General features: G+C 57.5%; 14 protein-coding genes. All 14 read right to left on the reverse strand.

Annotated elements, in window-relative coordinates; genetic code table 11:
• Window positions 1-51 precede the first annotated feature (51 nt).
• Window positions 52-2,091 (reverse strand): TonB-dependent receptor, encoded by a 2,040-nt coding sequence (locus ABJZ52_RS00330; protein ID WP_348184391.1) that lies wholly within the window; start codon window positions 2,089-2,091, stop codon window positions 52-54.
• A 321-nt stretch (window positions 2,092-2,412) separates the two neighbouring features.
• Window positions 2,413-4,197 (reverse strand): IucA/IucC family protein, encoded by a 1,785-nt coding sequence (locus ABJZ52_RS00335; RefSeq protein WP_348184392.1) that lies wholly within the window; start codon window positions 4,195-4,197, stop codon window positions 2,413-2,415.
• Window positions 4,194-5,249 carry a GNAT family N-acetyltransferase gene (locus ABJZ52_RS00340; protein ID WP_348184393.1) on the reverse strand — a complete coding sequence of 352 codons (1,056 nt, stop codon included), beginning with the start codon at window positions 5,247-5,249 and terminating at the stop codon, window positions 4,194-4,196. The genes ABJZ52_RS00335 and ABJZ52_RS00340 overlap by 4 nt, the downstream gene beginning before the upstream one ends.
• Complete coding sequence (locus ABJZ52_RS00345; RefSeq protein WP_348184394.1) at window positions 5,246-7,054, reverse strand: IucA/IucC family protein; 1,809 nt, start codon at window positions 7,052-7,054, stop codon at window positions 5,246-5,248. The genes ABJZ52_RS00340 and ABJZ52_RS00345 overlap by 4 nt, the downstream gene beginning before the upstream one ends.
• A 26-nt stretch (window positions 7,055-7,080) precedes the next feature.
• On the reverse strand, window positions 7,081-8,436 hold the full coding sequence (locus ABJZ52_RS00350; RefSeq protein ID WP_348184395.1) for a SidA/IucD/PvdA family monooxygenase: 1,356 nt from the start codon (window positions 8,434-8,436) through the stop codon (window positions 7,081-7,083).
• Complete coding sequence (locus tag ABJZ52_RS00355; RefSeq protein WP_348184396.1) at window positions 8,433-9,638, reverse strand: MFS transporter; 1,206 nt, start codon at window positions 9,636-9,638, stop codon at window positions 8,433-8,435. Before ABJZ52_RS00355 ends, ABJZ52_RS00350 begins: the two co-directional genes overlap by 4 nt.
• 324 nt (window positions 9,639-9,962) lie before the next feature.
• Complete coding sequence (locus ABJZ52_RS00360; RefSeq protein ID WP_348184397.1) at window positions 9,963-11,249, reverse strand: amidohydrolase family protein; 1,287 nt, start codon at window positions 11,247-11,249, stop codon at window positions 9,963-9,965.
• A gap of 33 nt (window positions 11,250-11,282) precedes the next feature.
• Window positions 11,283-12,227 (reverse strand): ABC transporter permease, encoded by a 945-nt coding sequence (locus ABJZ52_RS00365; RefSeq protein WP_348184398.1) that lies wholly within the window; start codon window positions 12,225-12,227, stop codon window positions 11,283-11,285.
• Window positions 12,224-13,306, reverse strand: a complete 1,083-nt coding sequence (locus tag ABJZ52_RS00370) for an ABC transporter permease (RefSeq protein WP_348184399.1) — start codon at window positions 13,304-13,306, stop codon at window positions 12,224-12,226. Before ABJZ52_RS00370 ends, ABJZ52_RS00365 begins: the two co-directional genes overlap by 4 nt.
• Window positions 13,303-14,850 carry an ABC transporter ATP-binding protein gene (locus tag ABJZ52_RS00375; protein ID WP_348184400.1) on the reverse strand — a complete coding sequence of 516 codons (1,548 nt, stop codon included), beginning with the start codon at window positions 14,848-14,850 and terminating at the stop codon, window positions 13,303-13,305. Before ABJZ52_RS00375 ends, ABJZ52_RS00370 begins: the two co-directional genes overlap by 4 nt.
• 102 nt (window positions 14,851-14,952) lie before the next feature.
• A complete protein-coding gene (locus tag ABJZ52_RS00380; RefSeq protein ID WP_348184431.1) occupies window positions 14,953-15,909 on the reverse strand; it encodes a BMP family protein in 957 nt (318 codons plus the stop codon).
• Between the two features lie 396 nt (window positions 15,910-16,305).
• Entirely contained in the window at window positions 16,306-17,751 is a 1,446-nt protein-coding gene (locus tag ABJZ52_RS00385; protein ID WP_348184401.1) for a mannitol dehydrogenase family protein, read from the reverse strand.
• Window positions 17,741-18,469, reverse strand: coding sequence for a 2-dehydro-3-deoxy-D-gluconate 5-dehydrogenase KduD (kduD, locus tag ABJZ52_RS00390; RefSeq protein ID WP_348184402.1), 729 nt, complete (start codon window positions 18,467-18,469; stop codon window positions 17,741-17,743). Before kduD ends, ABJZ52_RS00385 begins: the two co-directional genes overlap by 11 nt.
• Window positions 18,466-19,290, reverse strand: coding sequence for a 5-dehydro-4-deoxy-D-glucuronate isomerase (gene kduI, locus ABJZ52_RS00395; RefSeq protein ID WP_348184403.1), 825 nt, complete (start codon window positions 19,288-19,290; stop codon window positions 18,466-18,468). Before kduI ends, kduD begins: the two co-directional genes overlap by 4 nt.
• Between the last annotated feature and the right edge of the window lie 7 nt (window positions 19,291-19,297).

Here is a 19,297-nt window from a genome sequence, read left to right on the forward strand (position 1 = left end):
CTCACAAAGAAAAAGCCGCAGGTGCAAACGCCTGCGGCCGATTTTGCTGACCTAGAACTTGACCTGGTAAGACAGGGCGATGGTTCGGCCGAGGCCGGCTACATTGATGCCGCGCGTGGCAGTGGCGGTCGGGTTGATATAGTCGGTGTCGAGAATGTTGCGGATGCCTAGGGAGAGCCTGCCGTTGTTCTCGAAGGTCTTTGCGACAGCGGCGTTCAACAGAACGGCGCCATCAATCTTGTTGTCAATATCGCGAGATCTGCCCGAGAAGAACTCGACTTCAGCGCGGGCCGTGATGTCGTGCTCGAAGTTCATGTTGCTGTACAAAAGACCCTTGAACGTGGTCGGAATGCGGTTGTTCGGCAGATAACTGTCGAATTCGCCATCGTCATCGGTGTCGTATTGGCCTTCCGAATAGCCGAGCACAGTGCCGACGCTCATCCAATCTAGCACATTTGCCTCACCGTTGAATTCGACGCCCCAGAGACGCTCTTTCTGCTGGGAAATGCTGTTGGTGGAGGCGTCAAAAGTGGTGCCCTTGTCAGATGTCGAGAAGTACGCGCTGAGGTTCGCGCGGAACCTGTCCCAATCTCCACGCAGGCCGATTTCATAAGTGTTGACGAGCTGGGGCTCGGGGGAGATGTCCGCAAAGCTCGTGGTGCCGCTGCCGGTACAAACACCCGAGATGCCGGAGATCGAACAAAGTTCCGCGGTGGTGTTAGCGCCCGCGCGGCGTGTAAACGCGCCGACGTCTGCCAAAGCATAGCCTTGAGAGAAATTGCCGTAGGCCTGCATGTCCTCGGTGACGTCAAAAACACCACCGATGTTGAAGGTCCACTGATTGTAACTGAAATCACCTCCAGTCACATCGACCGCGCCAATGGTCGCGACTGACAAGCCTCGACTTGCCAGAAGGTTGGTTTGCGATTCCGGGCGGGTGAAGTCATCGACGCTCAGGAAGAACTGGTCGAACCGGGCACCAGCCTGCAGGCGAAACCGATCGATGACCGGAATTTCAGCCTGTGCGAAGCCTGCTATCTGGTTTTGCGTCATGGGTGCGATGACATCTGCGCCACCGATGGTTTCCTGCGTGGTCCGATCGAAGGTATAATCGACGCCCCAGGTGACGTTCGAGCCTTCCGTCAGGAAATCCAGAGCGCTGTTGACGGACGCCGTCGCGCCGGCGCGGTCGCCGTAGAGAACCGTCTGATTGTCCGATGTATAGACAAAGGTGTTGACGCTCGAGAGCTCGGTCATAAGCGACCGCTTCTCGATGTGATTGTAGAAGGCCTTGACTTCCAGACTGCCCAGGGAAAAATCTGCATCCGTGTAGCGAGCGGTAAAATACTGTGAGTTCTCTTCCAGTGACTCACCGTCATACGGATTGGAGTAGTCGGGTACGGCTGTGCCGGTGGAGTAGTCCGTGTACCAGTCAGGATCCTGTCGGGCGTAGCTGAGATCGGCGCTTATCTCGAAACGCTTGGCGTCTGTCTCATAGCCAATCACGCCGAATGCTTCACCCTCGCCAATTCGGTCTGCACCGCCCTGGCCGAGCATGCCATCGGATGGGAGCTCGTTTCCGGCTCCGTCGTAGGTGCGTCTGCTGAAGTCGCCAGATAGAGAGAAGAAATAGTCGAATTTGCCGTTGCGCCCCTCGACGGAGACATTTGCGTTGGGCGCAATTGATTCCGGCAGGTTTGCTGTGAAGGCGGTAGCTCCGACAGTCGCTGTGACATTGACACCGTCTTCGACGCCGCGCTTGGTAATGATGTTGATCGTGCCGCCCGTCGCGCCTGCGCCGTAGAGGCTGGAGGCGCCATTGACCACCTCCATGCGGGCAATGTTGTCCATGTTGATCAGCGACAGGATGCGTGAATTGTTCCTTAGAGGGGTGTTGCGTGGAACGCCATCAACCATGATGAGAACGCTGCGGCCGCGGAAGCTCTCCGATGCGCCCGAGATGGTCTGATTGCTTGGCGCGTATCCTGGCACAAGCCGAGACACGAGGTCGGAGGTGTCTGTGGCAAGGATCTTCGTTTCCTCGATCTGCTCTTCAGAAATGATTTCAACCGACTGTGCGACTGTTCCCACGGAGCCTTCACTACGGTTTGCTGTCACAACAATCTGATCAAGAAAGATGCTCTCGCCAGAGTTGTCTTGAGCATGCGCCGGTAGCGTGCACAACGCCGTGCTCGCCCACAGTATGCAGGATCTTATTTTCATGGAATGCCCACCCATTAAGGTTTTATTTTTAAGGGATTGGGTGGCTCGATAGCGGTTGCTGTCTGGCTTCCCGTTAATTTCACAACAATCATAGTTGAATTTTATATTCAAGTTTTGACATTGTGATTTGTGCGGTTTGGTTGTGGTGTTGCGGATCAGACACATCGGAAAGCACCAGATCGATGTGTCTCAGAGATTGTCGTCTGCAAAGCGAACCAGCGGGTTCCGCAAATCCGTTCCAAGTGCCGGAAGAGGGCGCTCGGCGGCGTCGCCATAGCCAATTTCAAACCGGACTTTGTTGATGCAAACGCGGGGAAGAGTTGGGTGAAACAGGTCGAAGGTCTTGAAGCGTTCCGTCAACTCGGGACGCTCTGACATATAGGCCGTTAGCGTTCTGGACAGGAGGTGGTAGAATTCTCTTTCGCGGAGTACGCCCGCCGCTTCCAGCCGCGCTGAGAAGAAACGCAAGACGGTGACGAAATGCGCCGTCTGAATATCATGTACGATGTACTCTGGCGGTTTGTTCGGCAGGATCGAGCGAATTTCGTCAGGCAGGCCAAAATGTTCGGTGAAAGTCTGATTGACGATGTCCACATCTCCCTGAAGGTCCTTGATCGCGAGGCCGACTGGCCGATGGTTTTCAAGGAGGACGGTGATGTTCTGACCGTGTGCAATGAAGCCGACGCCATACTTTGCAAGAAAGTGATAGAGTGGCACGACGGTGGTTCGGAAGAGCTCGGAGAGCCATTCTGATATCGGCAGCTCGGCACGATTGGCATGATGGACAGCAAGTGGATCTCCATCTCCCGCCACGTGAAGCAGTGCGGCGTAGAGGCAAGCATCCTGTTTCGTTGAAATCCGGCTTTTGGCGTTCTCGCGCCAGATCGCGCCGAGCGTTTCCAGGTGCTGATAAGGGGCGTTCGTCACCTGATCATAGATCGGGTGACGATACCAGATGCCGCGCTGTTCCCTGAGAATCGTGACGTTGGCAGTCAGGAGCTCGTCGTCTTCGACCAGGCTCTCGAGCCAGTCCGAGATGGCACTGCCGAGCGCGATATACTGCCCGGGAATGCCACGCCATGCAGAGGTGTTCAGGATCATCAGGGCAAGTTTGATGTCAGGTGAGCCTGGGCGATCGATGCTTGTAAGTGTCCTGAGGCTTGGGCCAGCGACATAGCGGCCTCCAAAGGCACCGAGGAAGACGAGACGTCTTTCCATCAGTTCACCAACATAGGCCTGTTGCAGCACATGATCCCATTGCCAGGGATGCGCCGGGATCAACGTATGCGTCGCGAGCGAGAGCCCCTGGGCTTCCAGCGCTCCGAACAGCCTGTGCTCTTCTTCCTGGCCCAGGCATTTCCGCAGGAATGCGCGCTCGTCGATGCCGGAACTGTCCCCAATTCGACAGTGAGCGCGATCGGCGGCGAGCCAGACGATTTCAAAGTCTTGCTGATGTTCAGGAGAAAAGCGCTTGAGGTCATCCTCGCTCCAGCCGAGGCGGCCCTTGTTGGCAACTGCCTTCGGGTGACCTTCCAAAAGCGCATGACGCACATGAGAAGGCGCTTCGACCAGTTCTTCTCCTCGGGCCGCTTGGTTCTTTTCCAGAAGAACAAGATCTTGCCTGAGCGTGTTCGAAAGTTCACGAAGGAATGTCGCCTCGGTGTCTGGCGTCATGGCCATTTCCGAGCGGGCATCAACGACGAATTGCAGCGGAGACAGGAAGGCTTCTGGTTCAGGCTCTCGCCCAATACTCTCCGGATGGACCAGCAGATTGTCCCATGCTCCGAGCTTTGCCGTGAAGCTGTAGGCGGTTCCTGATTTCAGCTTCAGAACAAAGCGATCATTGCCCTGGGCATCGGGCGCGAAAACCTCTTCGTAACTCAGCTCGCTCAGAAGCTTCGCAAGGTTTTCACGGCATACGGTTTCCCAATTCGAAACCGTTTGGATCGTCTCAGGTCTTGCGGCGACGTTCACAGACGAACCTCACTGAAAAAGCGGTCGCGGCAGCAGCGCATCAGGGCTGAGCGCTTGTGCGGGAAATCGAATTCCTTGACCTTTTCGTATGCCAGCGCATCTGCGTAGGTGAGAAGTTTGGCGTTATCGACCCGTGGTTCTCCCATGATGTTTTCGGTCATTGGACAGTCAAGAAAAAGATAGTGGGCGAGGCCGCGCAGCCAAGCGCCGGTCTTGACCCTTCCTAGATGGCGGCGCTCTCCAATGAGCCCATGCCAGCCTCGATCCCATGGGCCGCTGTCATAGAAGGGGCCGAGACGGTCTTCGCGCACCCAATAGGTTTCGAAGTACCCGGCGTCCTGACCGTTGAAGGCGCCAATCAACGGGTAGGTGTGCGGTTTTGCGATGAGTTGTTCCAGGTAAGCGCGCAGCTCTTCCTTCGGGAGAGCTAACTCCCAAAAAAAAGCGACCCGCCCGTCGTTCATCCAGCGATGAAAGAGATCGAGGTCCTTGTCGATGTCCACGGCGCGGAACGAGACAGTCACCCCGGCCACCGGATCAAAGCGCTGATACACAAGGCCTTCTGGATGGGGCGCGCGCAGGGGATGATCGCGCCCGTCTGGGCCATCGACAAGTCCGGCAAGGGTCCGGTTGACTTGAGGGTGTCCGAGCCACATCTGCGGTGCTTGGTAAAACCCGGATCGCGAGACGGCCAGACCAGAGCCGTCGCGATAAACAAATGGCAGGTTGCGCAGTCGAAAACTCGTTTCTTCGAGGGTTAGCACCAGCCTGTCGACTGTCTCGCTTGCTGCGAAAAAACACTCCAGGGCGACCAGTACGGCAGCGATGGTTGTTTCCTCGTCGAGGTCCTGTTTCCAGGTGAAGCAAAGGTGCAGCCCTGCGTCACCTTGCAGTTCCGCCGATGCAATAGCTTCGGCTTCAAGGAAGATCTCGGCTTGGGTATCCGAGACCAGGCGCGCCAGGACCGGCAATGCGCCAGACAGGTTAGGGCGAACAAGGCTGGGCAGAAGCGCGCTGTCAGCGTCCTTCTGGACAGATGCGTGAATGTTCATGTGATCGCCTCCGGATCGGACAAGGGATTTGAAATTTCGAGAAAACTGGCGAGTTGCCCGCTAGCGTCGCCGGAAGCTTCGTTCACGCCACTGAGACTGGTGCGATAGTTGCCCTTGCTGCAAAGCGTCGGCGCTTCGAGAAGCATGTCGTAGAAAGCCGTATCGGTTTCGCAGGCTGCGCGTAATGCGATCAGCTTTTCGCGCAAGATCGTGTAGGCTGCATCTTCAGCCAGTAAACCGTCGATCGCCAGAATTGAGACAACGTTCATGAGGTTGTTGACGATCACGTAGTAGCAAAGCAGTCCGTCGCCGAGCGCTGGGGGGGCAACATTTTCGCTGTAAAGACCGATGTCAGAAACATGACGCTCGAGGGCATCATGATGTGTGGTCAGATGGCCCGTGCCCTGGCAATCGCGAACCCAGACTGCGGACGGCAAGCAGTCTTTCAACGAGATCATCATGTTCTGTTGATGTGAACCGAACAGGAGGCCGTGCCGGGATCGCACCCTTGCGAGGGGAGCAATTGCGACGTCTACGAACGCGGCCAGCCACTCGCTTGCGCAAGCCGCAGGAGCCTTGCCGGTCTGCGTGACGCGTTGGTCAATCAGCATTCCGAGCGGTGAGCGCCCATCTAGCTGTTCCTCACATAGGCTTGCCAGCATAACGGGGCCGTCTGATGCCGGGTCACGGAAGGGGTTTTCGCGAAAAACCACGAAGCTTTCTTCAAGTGCGCCGCCATCTTGCGCCTTGAGCGCTGCATAGGCCGGCTCGCGCAAAATGTGAAGTCGGGGTTCCTGATGCCTTATCTGAGCGCCCACCGGGCTATCAAGCAGGCGACACATCTGAATTCCGCGTTCGACCTCTTTGCGAGAAAGCACCCGTTTGGAATTGGTAAGACGCATGCTGAGAGAGAATTTCAGCATGAACGGCGCGTGATAAGCATGAACGCCGCGCATAGACGCTGTCGCTGCGAAGGGCTGTCCTTTGCTGCCGACCAGAATTAGTTTTCCTTCGCCGATCCAGCCAGTCACGTGCTGGTCCGCCAATAGCCGCTGCGCTTGCCAGGGGTGCCAGGGCACCGGAACAAAGCCGTGCGGAATTTCAGCCTTCAAGGCTTCAGGTAATGTGGTGTCTGCCCTGGCAAGGTCGCGACAGAAGTCTTCCGCCGAGTGCTTGCCGGCGTCCTTCAGCACAAGGATCGAACGTTCCGCAAGGACCCAGAAAAGCGGGAATTTGCCTCCTAGCTCAGGGCTATAGAGGGCTGTGCTGGCGTCATCAACCTCGTCTTTGCTGCGCGGGTTCGGGTGTGTTGGGTGTCCGGACATGAGAGCCTGTTCGGCGTCCTGGAACGACCAAAGGTCGGCCGTTTTTTTGTTTCTGTTTGACGCATAGGCGCGCTCAATCGTCAGCCTGCTGTCCAGGATCCGCTGCAAGAGTTTGAGTTGAAATGCGGCGTCCCCGGGGCTTGCCTGAGGATCAAGGACAAGAAGTGTCAGCGCTTCGGCGAGGGCGATGTCACGCGGTGGCTTTTTTTTGTCCCAGCGAAGGAACGGCAGCGAGATCTTTCGCCTGAAGCGACCGACATGCAGCACCTCAATGAGCAGCGCTTCATCGCCTTGCGCGAGAGGCAGACAGGCGTAGGTGCCGGGCATGTCAAATTGTTCCGTAATCTCTTGCGGGAGCAGAGACCAACCATCCCATTCCCGCAAGAGCGCGTTCAAGAAGGCGGCCGCCGTTGCATGGTCGGCTTTGTGTGCCGCAGTTTGGACAGCGTCGGCAAAGCCTTTGGCAGACATCTCGTTCATGAGGATGTGTTCCTGTTGCGAGGGGCTCAGCCGGTAGCGGCTGCGTGTTCCAGAGACGTTGCGACGGGGTGGTCCAATCGCGGCCAATTGATAATGTCGGCACCAGGCTCCACATTGAAAACCTGGCTGCCCGCGAGGGCATTGATGATGACGCCGGCGCGCCAAGCCATGAGGCTCATTTGCGGGTCAACAATCCCGTGGGACGCGAGGCCCATGTTGAGGCCGAAGATGCTGTTCCCAGCTGGCCCGTCGAAGGTCATCCGGTAATCTTTTGAAAGATTAGGGACACCGGAAGGGTCGCAGTCGATGCGATCGCTAAGGGGAGCCATGAACTCGGGCAGGCTCGGTTTTGCGCCAATCGCCAGGATGATGACATCAGCGCCAATTGCTTCGGTTGCCTGGCAGGCGGTCATGTCCGTATGGATGCGATAACCGACTGCATCCCGGTCGAGTGCAAAAACGTTGCGACCTGGAAGAAGGGCGACGGTGTCCGGGGCCTTTGCCAGATGTTTCCTGCGGTAGATTTCCTCATAGAGGGCGTCGATGGTGGCTGGCGTGAGGCCATCGCTGGCGAGTTTTTGCCCTGCGATCTCGCTGCGTTTTCCCAATTGGGGGAGCGTCTGGTAAGTCGAGACATAGCCCGGAGTAAAAACCTGATCGACGAAGCCTCCTTCTTCCAACGGGGAAAAACGGGGCAGATTGCTAATCCAGGATACTTGTGCCGGCTCGCGGCCCGGCGCGGTCAAGAGATCAAGTACGATCTCGGCGCCTGTTTGACCGCCACCGATAACAGAAACGCGCTTGCCGCTGAAAGAGGCTGCACGATGGAGATAGTCGCTGGCATGAAAGCACGTGGGGCCGATGTGGGGGGCGGCCCAATCAGGCTTGTTCGGCTTCATACCGGTCGCGACTGACAGGTTCCGTGCTCTGTTTTTTAGGCCATTGTCAAGTTCGACAAGGAAAGCTTCTCCATCAAAGCCCACTTCGCGCACTCCGCTGTCCCATCGGGTGCTTGGAAGCCGATGCGCGACCCAGGCCATGTAGGACGAAAATTCGGTGCGACTAACGCCGGTGAAGCGCCCCGCCATGAAGTCGTAAAAACGTTTCTGCTCGACGAGGTAGTTGACAAAGGAGTGGGAACTTGTCGGCAGAACAGGTGTCACCAGGTCCTTCAGAAATGAGGTTTGCAAGATGCTGCCGGGAAACATCAGACCTGCGTGCCAGACAAACTCGGGCTTCTGGTCAAAAAAGACGGCATTCATCTTCGGCATGCTGTCGAGCAGAGCGGCAATGCTGAGATTGAAGGGACCGATGCCGATGCCGATCAGGTCCTTGATCGCATCGGGAGCATTGGGGGATCCAACTGGGGCCAAGGTGGTCATTCAGAAGTTCCTTTGCGCGGGCTGATGGGCTGGACGGGTAGTGCTCGGCTGATGAGAACAGCGATAAAAAGCAGAAAGGTCATGACCGCGGCCAGTTGAAGGGCAAGCGTCAGGTCGATGTCACCGAGGTAGGCAAACAAACTGGTTCCGCACGCAAGGCCCAGCATTTGTGAGCTGGCGAGCCAGGTTGATGTCTGTGGCCTGTCAACCTTGGATGTTTGCTTGAGCCGTGCCGCCAGATTGGCACTGAGGGCCAGGGCCGTTCCAACGGCGAGGCCACAGGCTGCGAATGACAACTGAAATTGAGTCGATGCCTCTGCCAGACCCAGAAGGCCAAGAAACAGAATGAAGATCCCGCTTGCGAGCGCGAGGTGCAATCTGCCGGAAAACAGTCGCGTCAGGACAAGTTGTGTGCAGATGCCACAAAGGAGCGCAAAGGTCAGGGCGACGCCTGCTGCTGCTGTCGCCTCGGTGGCGTCGGCCGAAAGCCTTTCAAGGATAAGTGGTGCGAGGAGCACGTAGGCCGCGCCGATTGAGACCTGAACCGTCGCGGCAATTGCCATTGCGAATATCGGGGGACTGCCGAGACCAGATCGTGTCTTGTGCTCACTCAAAGAGGTTGTCTTTGAAAGGTCTCGTGGTTCCCGCGCGATGCAAGTCAGCGCATAAAGGTATGCGGGTATGACAATCAGGATTGGCATCGCTGAACCGACAAAGAGCAGAGGCGCCACCATGGCGTTGCCGGCGACCCTGCCAATACCGGTCATGGCGTTTAATGATCCGATCGCGCCGAGCAGTGATCTGCTGTCGCTTTGGTTGGATCTGATGGCCTGGGCTACCGGCAAGACCGCTGCTGCGGATGCGCTGTAGATCAATCGCGCTGCAACAAGCAGCAGCAACCCAAGGTATGTATGGTTGGTTGAATTCTGTGCCAGAGCAAAGGAGCAAGACAGGGTAAGTATGCCAAGGAGGCTGCCCATTGCACTTCCCGTCAACGCTTTTCGCGGACCGGTCCTGGTCGCGGTGCGCCCCCATATCGGGATTGCGCAGGCCGAGACCAGAAGGCCGCCGCCAATGATGGTGCCCAGCGATGAAAGCGATAGGTTGTAAACCTCCTGAAGCACAGGGATCATCACCACAAGCGTCGCTTGATGGAAGGAATTAGATAGCAATATCAATCTAATAGCTGAATTCTCAGGCATCTTGACCTTGCTGCATCGTCACTTCGATATGCACGGTTAATACATGAGTCTTTTACTCAGGTAAATAGTCCGGACTTGTATTTGGATTGGTATTTTACGGCCTGACAACCTTATGAAAGGCGTGTCTCAAGCAGTTTTTGGATGCTGTTGCCTGCTGATTGCGACCCGAATTTCGAGTGCAAGAGAGTAAATTTCTGACTGAATGATAATGCAACCAATGATTTAGATGCGGTGCACATATTTGTGATGAGTCGCCTCGGCGAACGGCATCACGCCCGGACGATGAACATCGTCCAGGCGTCATTCAGTGATTAAAAAATGTTTTCAGGCAGGCGCGTAGGACGAGGGGTCCACAGATGCAGGTCGGCCCTTGAGCGCCAGATGCGCTACGCGGGGCGGCGTTTTTGCGATGATCTTGCCAGCCCGGACGACGGCGAGGCGTGTTGCCTTCAGCCGTATGGCTTCGATCGTGTCCTTGGCCTGCAGCAGTACAAAGTTGGCCTTGCAACCTTTCTCGATGCCGTAGCCTTCCAGGCCAAGTGCCTTGGCGGGATGCCTGGTCACACAGTCAAAGGCGTAGCGGATGTCGTCGCGGCTTGTCATCTGGGCAACATGAAAGCCCATGCTGGCGACCTCAAGCATGTCTCCGGAGCCCTGCGAATACCAGGGATCCATGACGCAGTCGTGGCCAAAGGAAACGTTGATGCCGTAAGAGCGCATTTCCGGGACGCGGGTCTGGCCACGGCGTTTCGGATAGGTGTCATGACGGCCCTGAAGCGTGATGTTGATCAGCGGATTTGCAATTGCTTGGACGCCCGCCTCCGCGATCAGAGGAAGAAGCTTGGATACGTAGTAGTTGTCCATGGAATGCATGGACGTCAGGTGGGAGCCGGCCGTGCGTCCCTGAAGGCCGAGGCGCTGTGTTTCGAAAGCGAGTGTTTCGATATGACGAGACAACGGATCGTCGCTTTCGTCGCAGTGGAGATCGACCATCAGGCCGCGCTCCGCAGCGATCTCGCACAGGCGACGAACGGACTTGGCGCCGTCTTCCATGGTGCGCTCAAAATGCGGAATGCCGCCAACAACATCGACGCCCATGTCGAGGGCTTTCAACAGGTTCTTTTCCGCATTCGGCGAACGGTAGAGCCCGTCCTGCGGGAAGGCGACAAGCTGCAGGTCGATGTAGTCCTTGACCTTTTCGCGCACTTCCAGGAGCGCTTTCACACCGGTGAGCCTGTCATCGCAGACATCGACATGGCTGCGGATGGCGAGCAGTCCCTGGGAAACCGCGAGATCGCAGTAGCGCAGGGCGCGCTCGACAACAGCCTCGACGGTGAGGATCTCCTTCAATTCTCCCCACAGGGCAATACCTTCCAGCAAGGTGCCGCTTTCGTTCATTCGCGGTAGGCCGAGGGAGAGCGTCGCGTCCATGTGGAAGTGGCTGTCCACGAAGGGCGGCGAGACAAGTTGTCCGTTCGCGTCAATCACCTGCGCGGCGTCCGCTGCAATCTCCGCCTCGACCGCGGCAATGCGTCCATCCTTGCAGGCGATGTCGATGCCGGTTTGGCCGTCGGGCAAAGATGCGTTCTTGACGAGGAGATCAAAGCTCATTGCGGCAACTTTCGTTTCTTTGTGGCTCTCGCGTCAGCGCTGGCCGCGGAAATAGGGGACCAGCAGGGCACGTGGATAGTCTGCCTTGCGCGCAACAAGAATAAGGGCAGCAATGGACAGGATATAGGGCATCATCAGGAAAACCTGACCTGGAATGAAGCTACCGACTTCGGTCTGCAGACGCACCTGGAAGGCGTCAAAAGCGCCGAAGAGCAGAGCCCCGATCAGGGCCTTGCCCGGCCGCCATGACGCGAAGACCGTGAGCGCGATGCAGATCCAGCCGCGACCATTGACCATGCCGAAGAAGAACGCGTCAAAGGCTGACATCGTGAGAAATGCCCCTCCAAGCGCCATGAGGGCCGAACCAGCTACAACAGTTCCCATACGCAGCGCATAGACGGAAAGACCTTGGGATTCGACGGCGGAGGGGTTGTCGCCGACTGCGCGGATCGCGAGGCCGAGCGGCGTGCGATAGAGAACGAAGGCGGTCACTGCAACAACGGCAAGGGCGAGGAAGGTCAGAGCGGTTTGCTGGAACAGGGCAGGGCCGATGAAGGGAAGATCCGACAGGCCCGGAATATCGAGCGGTTTGAAGGCCTCGATGCGCGGAGGCGAAGAGACGTCCGGCAAAGCCGTTCGATAGATGAAATAGCTGAGCGACGTGGCAAAAAGGGTCACGCCGATACCAGAAACATGCTGGGAGAGGCCAAGCGGAACGGTCAGGATGGCATGAATTAATCCGAAGAAGCCGCCGGCAAGCGCAGCGACGAGAACGCCGCCCCACAGCCCGGTGCCAAGCCAGACTGCCATCCAGCCTGCCATTGCACCTGCGGTGAAGATGCCCTCGATGCCGAGGTTCAGAACGCCGGCGCGTTCACAGACGAGGGCGCCGATCACTCCGAATATGAGCGGCGTCGCGATGCGCAGAGCCGCTGCCCAGAAATTTGCGGTCAGGAGAATTTCGAGAATGTCGCTCATTTCGAAACTCCTTCAGTGGATTTCGCGCCGACGAAGCGGACCTTGAACCTCAGGAAGAGGCCTGAAATCAGAACGCAAATCAGCGCCATGGAAACGATCAGATCGGCAAGATAGTTTGAAACACCCGTGGCTCGTGACATGCTGTCGGCGCCGACGAAGATGCTTGCGATGAACAGTGCGGCGATGACCACGCCAAGAGGCGAAAGGCCTGCGAGCATGGCAACGACGATGCCTGAGTAGCCAAAGCCCGGCGACAGGTCAGCCGTCAGGTAGCCTTTCAGACCTGCAACCTCGCCAACACCTGCGAGGCCGGCCAGAGCGCCAGATAAGAGACCGACCCGAATGAAGGTCGCGGTAACCGGAATGCCGGCGTGCCGCGCGGCGTTGGCATTTTCGCCGACCGCCCGGATTTCGAAACCCCAGACGGTGCGTTTCAGCAGGAGGTGAATGCCAATTGCAGCGATAAACGCGATGATCAGCCCGCCATGGATGCGCATACGAGCCATGAGTTTCGGCAGCATTGCTTCATCGAGCATGGGTTCCGACTGTGGCCAACCCATGCCCATGGGATCCTTCATTGGACCTTCCAGCATCATCTGTACGAACAGCAGGATGATGAAATTCAGGAGCAGGGTGGTCACAACCTCATCCACGCCGAGCCTTGTCTTTAAAAGCGTCGGTCCGAGCATCATCAGACCGCCGGCGAGAGCGCCGCAAAACACCACCAGAGGGATCAGAATGATGCCCGGAGCGTCGATCATGCCCGAGCCGACTGCGACTGCAGCCAGTGCGCCAGCGTAAAGCTGTCCTTCTGCCCCGATGTTCCAGAGTTTCGCCCTAAAGGCGAGCGCGGCGGCAAGACCGGTCAGGATTAGAGGTGCTGCGCGGGTCAGCATTTCAGTGAAGGCAAAAACAGAGCCGAATGCACCCGTCATCATCAAGCCATAGGCATTGAAAACGGGAAGGCCTGCGAACAGCATCGGGATCGCCGCCAGTGCCAGTGCGACGATTGCTGCGGCAACTGGTATCAGGATAAGGCGCGGAAGGGATGAAGGTTCGCGCGGTTCAAAGCGGATCATGCCGCTTGCTCCTTCGATTGTCCGGCCATGCGCAGACCCAGCGTGGCTCGATCGAGCGTCTCGGTCTTGTCAGGCTGTGAAAGATTGCCTCGATGCATGACGGCGATGCGGTCCGAAAGTCTCAAGAGTTCGTCCAGATCTTCTGAAATGAGAATGACGCCCGCGCCACGTGCTCTGGCTTCCAGAAGGCGGCGATGCACATCTGACGTTGCACCGACGTCAAGACCACGGGAGGGCTGTGCCGCCAAAACGACACTGGGACTGGCATCAAGTGTGCGGGCCAGAACAATCTTCTGGATGTTGCCGCCTGAAAGCAGCCGTGCGGGCGCCTTGTCCCCCTGGCACCGAATGTCGTAGGCGACGATCGCGTCTTTCGCGCGCTGTGCGATAGCTTCAAAACGTAGAAAGCCGAAACGCTGGTTTTCAGCCTTTCGGATGGTTTCGATCGCAAGGTTTTCCGCCACAGACATAGGACCGACAATGCCGTCCTTGTGGCGATCTTCAGGTATGCGGGCGATGCCAGAGTCGATCATCCGACGTGCATCTGCGCTCGTAAGCACTTCACCGTCCAGGGCGATTGTACCGGACGTTGGAGGCAGAAGGCCGGAGATGACTTTTGCAAGTGTCCCCTGTCCGTTGCCCGAGACACCGGCAATTCCAAGGATTTCACCCGACAGCAATTCCAGATCGACGGCATGAAGGGCGTCGCGACCGGATCCGGTCGTCACGTCCGAGAGGATGAGGCGAGGCGCTCCGGGAATTTGGCTGTCGCGGGTGCTTTCTGGAACGCTCTTGCCAACCATGAGCTCGGCCAATTGCCGCTTGTCGCAGCCTTCGGTCGGTTGATCAGCGACCTTGCGGCCACCACGCAGAACAGCCACACGGTGCGATGCGGCGATCACTTCATCGAGCTTGTGGGAAATGAATATGATGCCAAGGCCGTCTGCAGCAAGCTTTTTGAGTGTTGCGAAGAGCGTATCGGATTCTTGTGGGGTCAGGACGGCCGTCGGTTCGTCAAGCACGAGCACCCGGGCGTTGCGATAAAGCGCCTTCAGGATTTCGACGCGCTGCTTTTCTCCAACCGAAAGGGTTGAGATGCGCGCATCCAGATCCACACTGAGGCCCGAGCCATCCATCAGGTCGAGGAGTTTCTCGCGGGCCTGTGCGCGGCGAGATTTGAGCGCAAGCAAGGGTTCTGTGCCCAGGAGAATGTTCTCGAGCGCCGTCAGGTTTTCGGCAAGCGTAAAATGCTGATGAACCATGCCTATACCAGCTTCAAGCGCGGCATGTGGCGAGCCTGGTTCAAGCTCTTTTAGGGTTTCGCCTTCGGTCAGGACCTCCACCGTACCTTCGTCGGCAACATAGTGGCCGAAGAGAATGTTCATCAGGGTGGTTTTGCCGGCGCCATTTTCGCCGAGCAGTGCGAGTATCTCGCCTTTGTGGAGCGTCAGAGAGACGTCGCCATTGGCGGTCAACGCTCCAAACCTCTTTGTGATGCCGTCGAGTTTCAGAACGACGGTGGCATCTGGCGAGGTCTTTGTCATGGCGGGTCTTTCGGCGAAAACTTGGAGTCCCTGATCACGGGAGCCGTGGTCTCAGAAGGTGAGTGCGGGCGAAGATCGCCTCGCCCGCACTCGAAGAGCTGGTTACATGGTCGACTTGGGTTCGCTGTCGTTCACGTTGACGCGGAACATGCCACCGAGGATTTCTTCCTCTTTTTCCTTGGCAGCCGCTACTGCGTCAGCGGGCGCCAGAGCTTCATCGACAACGAAGCTGCCGCCGCCGTAGGACATGAAGCTGTAGGGGCCGTAGTCAGCAGGCTCGAAGCTGTCGGAAAGGACTGCTTCAATAGCTTTGTCGACGGTCGGTTCCATATGCCAAAGCGCTGAGGAAAGAATGGTACCTGGATAGTCGCCGGCTGTGTCGATGACGTTGCCGATGGCCAGAATGCCCTTTTCCTTCGCTGCATCGGAAACGCCGAAACGCTCCGCGTAAAGGACGTCCGCGCCCTTGTCGATCATTGCGAAGGCAGATTCCTTGGCCTTGGGCGGATCGTACCAGGAGTTGATGAAGGTCACGAGGAACTTCACGTCCGGATTGGTCGCCAATGCACCTTCCATGAAGGCGTTCATCAGGCGGTTGACTTCAGGAATGGCGTAGCCGCCGACCATGCCGATGATGTTCGACTTGGTGGTAGCACCTGCAATCATGCCGGTCAGGTAGGACGGCTCGTGGATCCAGTTGTCAAAGACCGCGAAGTTCGGCTTGGCGGCACCGAAGGAAGAGCCCATGAGAAAGGCTGTGTCCGGGTATTCCGCAGCGACCTTGCGCGCAGCCCGTTCGACGGCGAAGGCTTCGCCGACGACCAGATCCATCCCCTGTTCCGCATATTCACGCATGACGCGTTCATAGTCGGTGTTGGCCACGTTTTCGGAGAATGTGTAGGTGATGTCGCCGCGCTCTTCGGCAGCTTTCAGCGCCTTGTTGATGCGGCTAACCCACTGCTGTTCAACCGGGACCGTGTAGATCGCAGCGACCTTGATCGGCTTGTCCTTGGCGAATGCAGCCGGCATGCCAAGCGACAGGGTCGTCGCAACCGCCATCGCGGCGGTCAGAATGGCCCGGCGGGACCATGAAATCGGTTTCGAATGAGCCATTTAGAACCCCTGAAATTATTGTCATAAGCTCGGAGAGTTGATCACAAAAAGGGCAGGCCCACAATATTGGCGCACTATGTGGCTTGCTCATTTTTTGAACATTCGGTCAAGAAAATTTGCAAAAATATAGGCGTCTCAATCAAGGGTGGCGATCTTGTCGATTGCTCTGCGAGACTTGCGTCGGCGCCGATGGGGTTTCAACGCTTTGAGGCGATGGACTTATGCAGCGCATTTTGCCTGGCTGAGAGAGGCAATTGCTCCCCGCAGTTTCGCGAGGCCAGCCATGCGCCCGTCATGGCGGCCTCGCTCAAGGCGATCTTGCAGAAAAGCGCTGACCTTTCTTTACGAAAGGTCTTCCAATACCACCCGTACGCCGTCGGCAATGAGGAGCAGGTATGCCGCTTCGACTTCCAGCCGGATCTCCGCGGCAAGGTCCTGATCGAAGACCTGCTTGACCGAGAGTAACGCCGCCACTTTCTCGCCTGGTGTTTCGCCGGCATCTGAAAGCGCTTTCAGTTGTTCTGCGAGAGGGTCGCGCACATCGATCGGGGCGCCAGTGAGATCGATGCCGCCTACATAGATCATCCAGGCTGCAATGGCCGTGCCCAGGCCCTGACAGTGCCGGCCGACAGCAAGATTGTCGCGAACTGTGCCAAGAATGCGCTGCGGCAGTTTTTGACTGCCATCCATGGCGATCTGCCAGGTTCGATGGCGTATCGCAGGATTTGAGTAGCGGGCAAACAGCGCATCGGCATAGGCACTCAGGTCAACGCCGGGAGGTGCTTCGAAGGAAGGCATGATTTCCCTGCGCCACAACGCCTTCACGAATGCCTCAAACATGGAATCTGCGACTGTATCGGCAATCGTCTCGTAACCTGCCAGATAACCAAGATAGGCGAGAGAGGAGTGGGTGCCGTTCAGCATCCTGAGCTTCATATGCTCATATGGAGTGACGTCCTCGACAAGTTCGACACCAACAGCTCCGAGATCCGGCCGCGCGCCGGCTCCATAAGCAGGAACGAAATCGTCTTCAACGACCCATTGCCGGAAGGGTTCATGCTGTACCGGCGCCGCGTCGTAAACGCCCGATTTTTCCGCCAGAGCGTCGATATCTTCCTGTTTGGTAGCCGGGACGATCCGATCGACCATGGTTGAAGGGAAGCGCCCCTCTTCAGCGATCCAGCTTGCAAGGTCCGGGTCCAGCTCTTGTGCAAAATCCAGGACGATACGACTTACCAGTTTGCCGTTTTCCGGAAGATTGTCGCAGGTGAGGACTGTGAAGGGCGGCAAACCTGACGCTTTGCGCCGCTGGAGCGCGCGGACCAGAAAGCCGGGAGCCGAGACCGGTAGCTCGTTTTCGAGATCGTGCTTGATGTCCGCATGTGAGACGTTCAGGGCTCCGGTGGCCGGATCGTGGCAGTAGCCTTTTTCGGTAACAGTAAGGCTCACGATACGGATATCGGCATTGGCCATGGCTGCAAGAACCGCTTCGGGATCTTCCCGGGCAACAAGCACATCCTGAACGATTTCAACCTGCCGCAATGTCTCGCCAGTCGGGCCAAGTTCCTGGGCCGTGTAGGCAAAGTCCTGCGGGGCGAGCTGGTCGCGCATGCGCGGGCTTTGCAGGCTGACGCCGATGATGCCCCAGTCGCCGCCAGAGGCGTTGACCGCCTCCTCGATGTAGACAGCACCATGTGCGCGAAAGAAGGCGCCCAGTCCAAGGTGGACGATGCCTGGCTTGATCGTTTTGGAACTCTTGCGCCCCAGGCGCGGCGGGTTAGCGGGCAAGCCAGCCTCCATCTACATTGATTACGGCGCCATGAATGTATTTTGCTGCAGGTGAGGCAAGGAAGACTGCCGTTTCGCCAATATCCTTGGCCTCTCCCCAACGTCCTGCAGGGATCCGCTCCAGAATCTGTCGGCAGCGTGTCTCGTCATTGCGCAGCGCTTCAGTGTTGTTGGTGGCGATGTAGCCGGGCGCGATTGCATTCACGTTGATGCCCTTTGCAGCCCACTCATTTGCAAGCAGCTTGGTTATTCCGGCAACACCATGTTTGGACGCCGTATATGACGGCACACGTATGCCGCCCTGAAACGAAAGAAGCGAGGCAATGTTGACGATCTGGCCAGTTCCACTGCGCTTGAGCAGAGCTTTTCCGAACGCCTGACACGTGAAGAAAATCGCCTTCATGTTGACGTCCATGACGTCGTCCCAGTCCGCTTCCGTGAAATCCACGGCGTCTGCACGGCGAATGATGCCAGCATTGTTGACGAGAATATCGACGTGCTCTTCTTCAAAAAGATCACGTGCGGCCATGGGATCGGCAAAGTCGAGGGGAATCGCCTTGCCCTTTTCGATCTGGCTCAGTGTTTCATCGCAATCGCGGCGGGCGGCACAAAGTACCTCAGCGCCTGCCGTTCCCATCGCGATGGCGATGGCCTGACCGATCCCGGTGTTCGCGCCGGTGACCAGTGCGCGTTTGCCTTCAAGGGAAAATGGGTTCATCGAAGGTCTCCCATGGCCACCATGTCCATGTCGGTAAAGTCGACATTGTCGCCAGCCATTGCCCAGCAAAATGTGTAGGCGCCAGTTCCGGCGCCGCAGTGGATCGACCAGGGCGGTGAAATAACCGCTTCTTCATTTCCAATGACGATGTGCCGTGTTTCTTCCGGCTGGCCCATGAAGTGGAAAACACGCTGGTCATCAGCCAGGTCGAAGTAGAGATAGGCTTCCATGCGACGATCATGAACGTGGGCCGGCATCGTGTTCCATACGGAACCTGGCGCAAATTGGGTGTAGCCCATCAGAAGCTGGCAGCTCTCGGCCACCTCAGGATGAAGGAACTGCAGGATAACACGTTCATTGCAGGTTTCCGATGCGCCGAGTTCGACACGACGGGCGTCCTCAATCCGGATCAGTCTTGTCGGGCAGCTGCGGTGGGCCGGGGCGGACAAAATGTAGAAGCGTCCCTTGCCGGAAAATGTCACCGGACCCGAACCCATGCCAATGTAAAGCACCTCTCCATTGTTGACGGTGTAATCCGTACCGTCGGCTGAAACCTGGCCGGCTTCACCGACGTTCAGGATCCCCATTTCGCGGCGATCAAGCACGGAAGACGTGCCGGTTTCGGCGACATGGTCGAGAGTGAGCGTGCCGGCCCCTGGCACGGCGCCGCCCAGGATCAAGCGATCATAGTGAGTGTAGATCAGCCGGATTTCGCCTTCGGCAAAGAGGCCGTCGGCATGGAAATGTGATCGCAGGCCTTGTGTGTCCAGACCTTTTGCCGTCTGCGGGTCTATGGCGTAGCGGTTCTCAACTGTGAGCATGGAAACA

Source organism: Roseibium sp., assembly GCF_039982295.1.
In the GTDB taxonomy this organism is placed as follows: Bacteria; Pseudomonadota; Alphaproteobacteria; order Rhizobiales; family Stappiaceae; genus Roseibium.